At 72.4% G+C, this 6695-nt stretch carries 7 protein-coding genes; 1 reads left to right on the forward strand and 6 read right to left on the reverse strand.

The window, feature by feature from the left end; translation table 11 throughout:
* Position 1 precedes the first annotated feature (1 nt).
* The 5 genes from KME77_RS09145 to KME77_RS09165 all read right to left on the reverse strand — a co-directional run bounded on the left by KME77_RS09145 (position 2) and on the right by KME77_RS09165 (position 4933).
* Positions 2-490 (reverse strand): tripartite tricarboxylate transporter TctB family protein, encoded by a 489-nt coding sequence (locus KME77_RS09145; protein WP_219463927.1) that lies wholly within the window; start codon positions 488-490, stop codon positions 2-4.
* Entirely contained in the window at positions 487-1494 is a 1008-nt protein-coding gene (locus KME77_RS09150) for a tripartite tricarboxylate transporter substrate binding protein (protein WP_219463929.1), read from the reverse strand. The genes KME77_RS09145 and KME77_RS09150 overlap by 4 nt, the downstream gene beginning before the upstream one ends.
* Entirely contained in the window at positions 1491-2768 is a 1278-nt protein-coding gene (locus KME77_RS09155; protein ID WP_219463930.1) for a threonine synthase, read from the reverse strand. The genes KME77_RS09150 and KME77_RS09155 overlap by 4 nt, the downstream gene beginning before the upstream one ends.
* Positions 2769-2837: 69 nt before the next feature.
* Entirely contained in the window at positions 2838-4049 is a 1212-nt protein-coding gene (locus KME77_RS09160; RefSeq protein WP_219463932.1) for a M24 family metallopeptidase, read from the reverse strand.
* On the reverse strand, positions 4046-4933 hold the full coding sequence (locus tag KME77_RS09165) for an IclR family transcriptional regulator (protein ID WP_219463934.1): 888 nt from the start codon (positions 4931-4933) through the stop codon (positions 4046-4048). The genes KME77_RS09160 and KME77_RS09165 overlap by 4 nt, the downstream gene beginning before the upstream one ends.
* A 381-nt stretch (positions 4934-5314) precedes the next feature.
* Here KME77_RS09165 and KME77_RS09170 point away from each other — a divergent pair, with 381 nt between their 5' ends.
* Positions 5315-5842 carry a hypothetical protein gene (locus KME77_RS09170; protein ID WP_219463936.1) on the forward strand — a complete coding sequence of 176 codons (528 nt, stop codon included), beginning with the start codon at positions 5315-5317 and terminating at the stop codon, positions 5840-5842.
* Between the two features lie 192 nt (positions 5843-6034).
* Here KME77_RS09170 and KME77_RS09175 read toward each other — a convergent pair.
* Positions 6035-6695, reverse strand: a 661-nt coding sequence (locus KME77_RS09175; RefSeq protein ID WP_219463938.1) for a hypothetical protein, incomplete at its 5' end; no start/stop codon positions are given.

Raw genomic sequence — 6695 nt, forward strand, 5'->3', positions numbered from 1 at the left:
CTCACGCCTCCCAGAGCCCGGCGACCAGGTCGGGCGGCAGCGGGACCCGCAGGACGAGCGCGAACAGGACGTACAGGACGCCGACCCCGCCGGCCGACACGATCGCGGTGAGCCGCCAGGACTCCCGGCCGAGGAAGCGCAGCCAGAAGACGAAGCAGGCCAGCCCCGACAGGATGAACCCCGCCGTCGTGAACAGGACGACGAGGACCGCCACGGCCGCGACGGCGACGGCGATCCGCCGCCCGCCGCCCGCGAGGCCCTCGTAGTCGTCCGGGACGTCGGTGACGATCACCGCCAGGGAGGCGAGCGCGGTGGCCAGGGCGACGGCCAGCGGCCACAGTCCCGGGCCGGGGTCGGTGAGCGTGCCCAGCGGCAGCCGCGACGCGAGCACGGCGCCGGCCGCGGCCAGGACCAGGGTCACCACGCCGCCCGCCCGCCGCCCGTCCCTGGAGGCCGCGGGATCGTCCGTACGCGGTTCCTGGCCGGTCACTGATGCCCCGAGGTGATGGGCCGGTAGATGCCGTCGGACTTGTCGATCAGCGTCCTGAACGCCGTGGCCGGCTGGAACTCGGGCTTGATCTTGATGCGGGTGAAGCCGTCGCCGATCGCCTTGTCCGACAGCGCCCCGCGCAGCGTCCGCTCCAGGCGGCTGACGGTCGCGGGAGGCGTCTTCAGAGGCGCGGCCAGGCCGTAGAAGCTGACGTAGGAGTCGGCGCCGGGCGCGGAGATGCCCTGTTCCTCCAGGGTGGGGACGTTCGGCACGAAGGCGGAGCGGGCGCCGCCGGTGACCGCCACGGCCGCCAGCTTGCCCGCCTCGATCTGCGGCAGCGTCTCGTCCTCGTTGCTGAGCGTCGCGTCGACGTTGCCGCCGAGCAGAGCCGTCAGGGCGCCGGCGCCGCCGTCGAACGGCACGATCTTCAGATCGACGTTCAGCGCCTTGGCCAGCGCCTTGAGCTCGATGGACTGGACCGTGGTCGCGCCGGACGTGCCGATCGTGATCTTGCCCGGCCGCTGCCTGGCCGCCTCCAGCAGGTCGGCGGCCGACTTGTACGGCGAGCCGGCAGGGACGGTCAGCAGGTGCGGGACGCGGGCGAACAGGCCCACCGGCGTGTAGCTGTCCTTGGTGTAGCCGACGTTGTTGACCAGCGGGTTGAGCACCGCGGTGCTGTTGCTGGCCACGATGAGCGTGTGGCCGTCCGGCTTGGCGTTGACCAGCTCGTTCATCCCGACCGCGCCGGAGCCGCCGGGGACGTTCTTCACGATCACCTGCCGGCCGAGCTCGCGCTCGAAGTACGGGGCCAGCGCGCGGGCCGTGGTGGTGGCGGTGCCGCCGGCCGCGAAGGGGACGATCAGGGTGATCTGGCCCGTGGGGTACTCCTGCCCGCCGCCGCCGGAGCCCTGAGCCCCGCACGCGGCCAGGTCCAGGACCGCCACCAGCGTGGCAACGGCCGAACGGACGCGTGTGGCGAGGATGGTGGGTAATGCGTGTTTCATCGGGATCCTCCGTGGGACGGGGAGCCGGCGCCGCGTCCCGCGCGCAGGGCGCGGTCGAGCGAGCCCAGGTCCGGCTCGATGATCGGGACTGCGGGCAGCGCGGCCGTGGCCGCCGGGGCGTTCTTCAGCCCGGTCGAGGTCATGATCAGCACGGCGGTCTCGTCCCGGCCCACGACGCCGTCCCGGACCAGCCCGGCCAGGGCGGTGATGCCGGTCGCCGCCGCGGCCTCCATGTACAGGCCCTCGTGGCGGGCGAGCGTGTTGACGGCTTCGAGGGTCTCGCCGTCGGCGACCGCGATCGCCGTCCCGCCGGTCCGCCGGATGCTCTCCAGCCCCTGGTAGGTGCCCTGCGGCGAGGCGGTGGAGAAGGCCAGGCTCGGCCCGGCGGGCATCCGCCCGGGGGTCGCGAGCCGTCTGCGCAGGGCGTCGGCGTAGCTGCCGAGCGGCTCCACCGCCACCATGCGGGGCAGCGCGGTGATCACGCCCAGGCCGAGCAGGTCGGCGAACCCCCTGGTGATCCCGGTCAGGCCGTCGCCGTACGCCGCCGGCACCACGACCACGTCGGGGGCCCGGCCGAGGTCACGCGCGATCTCGTAGGCGATCGTCTTGTAGCCGTCGACGCCGAAGGGGTTGGAGCCGATCGGCGGGGCGTGATGGTTGGACATCGGGGTCCAGCCGTGCTCGCGTACCGCCTGCCGCATCAGGGTCCAGCGCGCGCCGCTGTCGGGGAGCGCCACCACGTCGGCCCCGTAGCTCTGCATCAGCGTCCTCATCACCTCGGGTACGGAGGTCGTGGTCAGCGCGACGCAGCGCAGGCCGGCGGCCGCCGCGTAGGCCGCCACCGCGGCGCCGTGGTTGCCCGAGGTGGAGACGACCACCGTGTCCGCGCCCGCCTGCTGGGCCCGCGTCACCGCGACCGCCGCCAGCCGGTCCTTGTAGGACCAGGTCGGGTTCGCCGACTCGTTCTTGACGTACAGCCGCGGCAGGCCGATCCGCTCGCCGAGCCTCCACTGCCGGACCAAGGGGGTGTCGCCCTCGCCGAGGCTGACCGGCCGCCGGGCGGGATCGACGGGCAGCAGCGCGGCGTGCCCGAACAGCCCCGCCGCCCCCGGCGCCGGCGCGACGCCGGCCACCCGGCCCAGGTCGTAGAGCGGCAGCACGTTGACGGGTACGCCCTGCGCCGCACACCGGGGGCAGCCGTCGAACGCGTCCTCCTCCGCCACCGTCCGCTCGCAGCGCATGCAGGCGAGCATGTTCAGGTACGCGCTGTTCACCGGGCTCCTGCCCTCCGTTCCGTCGTCGCGCGGTATCGGTCGTCGCGGGGTGTCAGTCGTCGCGCGGTGTCAGCCGAGCACCCTGAGGTGGCGGGGCGTGCGCATCAGGGTCTCGGCGCCGTGGGCGCGGACCACCACCGTGTCCTCCACCTGGATCCCAGCCCAGCCGAGCTCGTAGTACGGGGTCTCGACGCACAGCACCATGCCCTCCTCCAGGACCGTCCGGTCGCCCTCGGCGAGGTTCGGGACGTCGTACCCCTCGATGCCGATGCCGTGACCGACGTGGGTGCGGTGGTAGCCGGGCAGCCCGCCGGCGCGCGCGGCCCTCATCGCGGCGGCGAAGACCTCGTCGGCGCGGACGCCCGGCCGGATGGCCTCGATCCCGGCCTGCTGACCGGCCAGGATGGCCCCGTAGGCGGTCCGCAGACGGTCGGAGGGCGTGCCGAGCACGGCGCAGCGTGAGATGTCGGAGCGGTAGTTGCGGTAGTAGCAGCCCGCGTCCAGGCGCAGCACGTCACCGGGGCTCAGCCGGCGCTCACCCGGCTGGGCGGCGGGCAGCGCGGAGCGGGGACCGCCGCCGAGCACGGTCAGCGCGGGCCGGGCGTCCTGCCGGATGAGCGAGTTCAGGAAGATCGTCGCGAGTTCGCGTTCGGAGACTCCCGCGCGCGCCTCGGCGAAGCAGGCCTCGACGGCCCGTTCGGTGATCTGCGCGGCGCGGCGCAGGCGGTCGATCTCCGCCGGCGTCTTCACCGCGCGGATCGTCCGGAAATGGAGGTCGGCGGGGACGATCGCGGCCTTCGGTAATTGTTGCCGTAGCTCCTCCAGGCACGCCGGGGACATGCCGCTCTCGTCGATCCCGATCCTGCCCTCGTCCAGGCCCTTGTCACGCAGGGCCGCGGCCAGGGCGGTGGCGGGGCCGGCCTGCTGCGGCAGGGCCAGCAGCGTCGAGACCCTGGCGTGCTCGGCGTGGGCCGGCGAGTCCGGGGCGGGGGAGTGGGCGAAGTTGGAGGCGCCGTACCTGCGGATGTCGGAGATCCAGGTCGGCTCGGTGGAGGCGAGCAGGTCGAGGGCGTTGGTGGGCGCGATCAGCACGGCCTCGGCGATCCGGTCGCGGGGCAGGACGACGTAGACCTGCGGGCGCCGCCGCAGCCACTGCGACAGCGACCAGAACTCGCTGGCGTAGGTGACGTTCTCGGCGGAGGTGGCCACGAGCGCGTCGAGGTCGTGGGCCCGCATGAGGTCGTCGGCGCGGGACGCGTGCAGCAGGCTCGGCGCGGTCACCGGCGCTCCCCTCGCCCGTCGCCCCGGCCGAGAGGCCCTTCCTCCGTGTCCGGCCCGTCGTCCCGGCCGAGGGGTTCTCCCTCCGTGTCCGGCCCGTCGTCCCGGCCGAGCCGTCGTGAGATCGCGGACGCGCAGCCGACGACGGCGTCGATGATCTCGGGGAACTCGGCCTCGCTCACCAAGTGGCTGGCGAACCCGTTGCTGACCGCGGCGACGGTGCGGCCGGTGTGGTCGGTGACCGGCGCCGCCACGGAGGACACCCCCCGCAGCGCCTCGCCCCTGTTCAGGGCGTACCCGCGGGTCCGTGCCTCCCGTAGCTGCCCGGCCAGCACGTCCGGGTCGGTGACGGTGTCCGGCGTCAGCGACGACAGCGGGCCGCGCGCCCGCCGTCGCGGCCCGTCCGGCAGCGCGGCCAGCAGCACCTTGCCGATGGCGGTGGTGTGCGCCGGCAGCCGGGACCCCACGGTGACCCGCACCTGGATCGGGCCGTGCCCGTTCACCGTGCTCATGTAGACGACGTCGTCGCCGTCGAGGACGCCGAGATAGACGTTGTAGCCGAACTTGTCGGCCAGCTCGCGCATCGGCCGCCCGGCGGCCCGCTCCAGCGTGTTGTGCAGCCGGTACCGCATGCCCACCTGGAAGGCGCGCAGGCCGATGCGGTAGCCGTCGGAGTCGGGGGCGCGCTCCAGGAACCCGTGCGCGCACAACGTCTGCGCCACGCGGAAGACGATGCTGGTGGACAGCCCGACCCGGCGGGACAGCTCGGCCACGCCCAGCACCGGCTCCTCGTCGGTGAAGCACTCCAGCACGAAGATCGCCCGCTCGATCGACTGGACATGGCTGCGTCGCCCGCCCGCCTCGTCCGGTTCATCGTCAACTGTCACTGCTCGTCCCCAAGGTCGGTGAGCGTTTGCCGCTATGCGGCATATCTTGCCGCATAGCGGCATGCTAGGCAGCCGCCGATCAACGTGTCAACCGGTCGACGGTCGCGCGGCGGCGAGGGGATCGGCGGGCTCGCCGCACCGTCTGACACGGATTGCAAGCCGACGCGTGACATTTATTGATGAATATCTGTTTCATATTGCTTTCATCGATGCGTCGGTGGCCGTGCAACGCTCCAACTCGATCGAGCGGCCGGGAAATTCTGCTATACCTCTCGAAGATATTCGGAATGCGCCACGTAATAGCGGCGGCGGAGCGTCCGGTGTAAAGGTCGCCGATCATCGCGCCGTCGAATTCACCATCATTCGGAGAAGGGATTCGCCATGTCCATGTACGAACGCCAAGCTTCCGCCTCTCCCGGCGATCCGTACGTCGCCGGAGCGCCCCGACGCTCGCCGAAGCTCCCGCGGGCGGTGTACACGGCCATCACCGCCGCCGTGTTCAACCTGATCGGCGCCGCCGGCATCCTCGTCCTCGGCACGGACGCGATCAGGCAGCAGGTCGCCGCGAACCAGGGCGCGGGGGCGGATCCCATCAGCGCGGCCGAGGTCGACGTCCACTCCGAGCGGTTCGAGGGGCTCCAGACGATCTACTCGGGGCTGGCCTACAGCACGATCTTCTGGTCGCTCGTGCTGATCCTCCTCGCCTGGCTGGCGCTGCGCGGCGGCACCGCCGTACGGGTCATCGCCGCGATCATCCTGATCTTCTCCGTGCTGTTCAAGGCGGCGGACCTGTTCATGTCGCTGCCCGTCCTCACGCTGGCCGCGGACGTGGCGGTCGTGGGCCTGGGAGTGGCCGCGATCGTCCTGCTTTTCGGCGCGGGCAAGAAGGCCGGGCGCCGCGGGGTGTGAATTCTCCGCCGACGGCCGGGGACAATGTCCGCCCGGCCGCCCCGGCCATTGGCGGCAAAGCAGCGCCGCAAAAGCTGATGCCAAGTGGTCGTGCGGCGATGATGGCCTCTTGATGTCCGGTGAATGACCGTTCGAGGTCCTGTTCCCGTCGCTGCCGATGGATCAGGGGTTCCTTGAGCGGCCTGCGGCTGGTCACCGCTTGGTCTCCAGCTTGCGGACGGCGTACACGGAAGTGCGGTCCACGACGGTGTACCCGGCCCGCGGCCCCCAGTAGTCCACGGTCACCAGGAGGTTCGTCATGCAGAACGTCACATGGGACCGGTGGAAGCCGGCCCGTATCTCGGGGGCGCCGCGCGTGTAGGCGTACGTCCGGTACTTGGACGTGCCGACGGAGCGGAGCTTGGTCCTCGGGTAGCGCTCCTTCTCGTCCTTCGCGTGGAGCACCATGCTGTCGTAGTTGGCCTCGCAGCCCTTGACCGTGGGGACGCGGTAGGTGGTGAGCATGACGTTCGCGCCGCCGGGGGTCGACCACTGGCAGCGCATGCTGCCGAGGAACTGGCGTTCGGCCGTGCCGCCGAGCACCAGGCGGGCCTGCGCGTCGCTCAGCAGCGGGCAGGTCTTGGGCTGGACGCGGAACGGCTTCACGGCCGCGGGCGGAGGGGAGGAGGACGTGGAGCCGGTCGGCGACGGCTTCTCCGTGACGGGGCCGTGGGGCGCGGTGCCGATGTTCAGCCAGAGCACCACCGCTCCCGCCACGCCCAGCGCCGCGGTCGCCGCGCCGCCCATCAGAACGGCCCGGCGCCGGTTCGCGGCGCGCCGCCGGCGTCCCGGGGCCGTCGGCTCGACCCGGACC

The sequence above is a fragment of the Nonomuraea rhizosphaerae genome, assembly GCF_019396405.1.
In the GTDB taxonomy this organism is placed as follows: Bacteria; Actinomycetota; Actinomycetes; order Streptosporangiales; family Streptosporangiaceae; genus Nonomuraea; species Nonomuraea rhizosphaerae.